Genomic DNA, 554 nt, shown 5'->3' with positions numbered 1-554 from the left:
CCTCTGCCCCTTACCGCGCTCCGGAAGCATGTTCCTCTTTGCCCGGCTTGTAGCGACAACCTTCAATCGAGCGACAATGCTGGATGCGGGACAACCCCTATGTCCGGACATCTCACTTTGCCCGACCGTAGCGACAATCAGCCAAACCACTCACCGCGATCCTCAGACCTCCGCAGACGCCTTGCTTCGGCCCGCAAAGTCAGCACACGCTGATGGATTCGGTGTTCGGTGCCGCGTGGAAATTCCAGCGGTCCGTATCGACCCCGCCGGAGCCGGCGCACCCGGCCCCGTCCGATCTCCCAACGCAACGCGTCCGAGATCGCCTTTGACGCTCGGCCGTTGACGCAAAACCCGTGGTACTCAAGGGCATCGATCAACTCACGGATAGTCGCGGGCCCATGCAGCGCCAGCTGCCAGGTGAGCACGTAGCGCAGCTCCGTTCCTCGTAGGCAAAGTTTCATCGTTGAACCGTGCCATGGGCATCGATCCGTCGCCAGTCAGCGCGCATTCATGCTGTTTGTCGCTCGATTGAAGGTTGTCGCTACAAGCCGGGC

Annotated in this window: 1 protein-coding gene; it reads right to left on the bottom strand. The window is 61.4% G+C overall.

Features of this window, described 5'->3' with window-relative positions; genetic code table 11:
• Positions 1–137: 137 nt before the first annotated feature.
• Positions 138–461: a hypothetical protein gene (locus A5636_RS26965; protein WP_065156726.1), complete on the bottom strand. Its 324-nt coding sequence runs from the start codon at positions 459–461 to the stop codon at positions 138–140.
• Positions 462–554 lie beyond the last annotated feature (93 nt).

Origin of the sequence: Mycobacterium asiaticum, assembly GCF_001673315.1 — a bacterium.
In the GTDB taxonomy this organism is placed as follows: domain Bacteria; phylum Actinomycetota; class Actinomycetes; order Mycobacteriales; family Mycobacteriaceae; genus Mycobacterium; species Mycobacterium asiaticum_B.
This window is presented reverse-complemented; position numbering and strand designations above follow the sequence as displayed.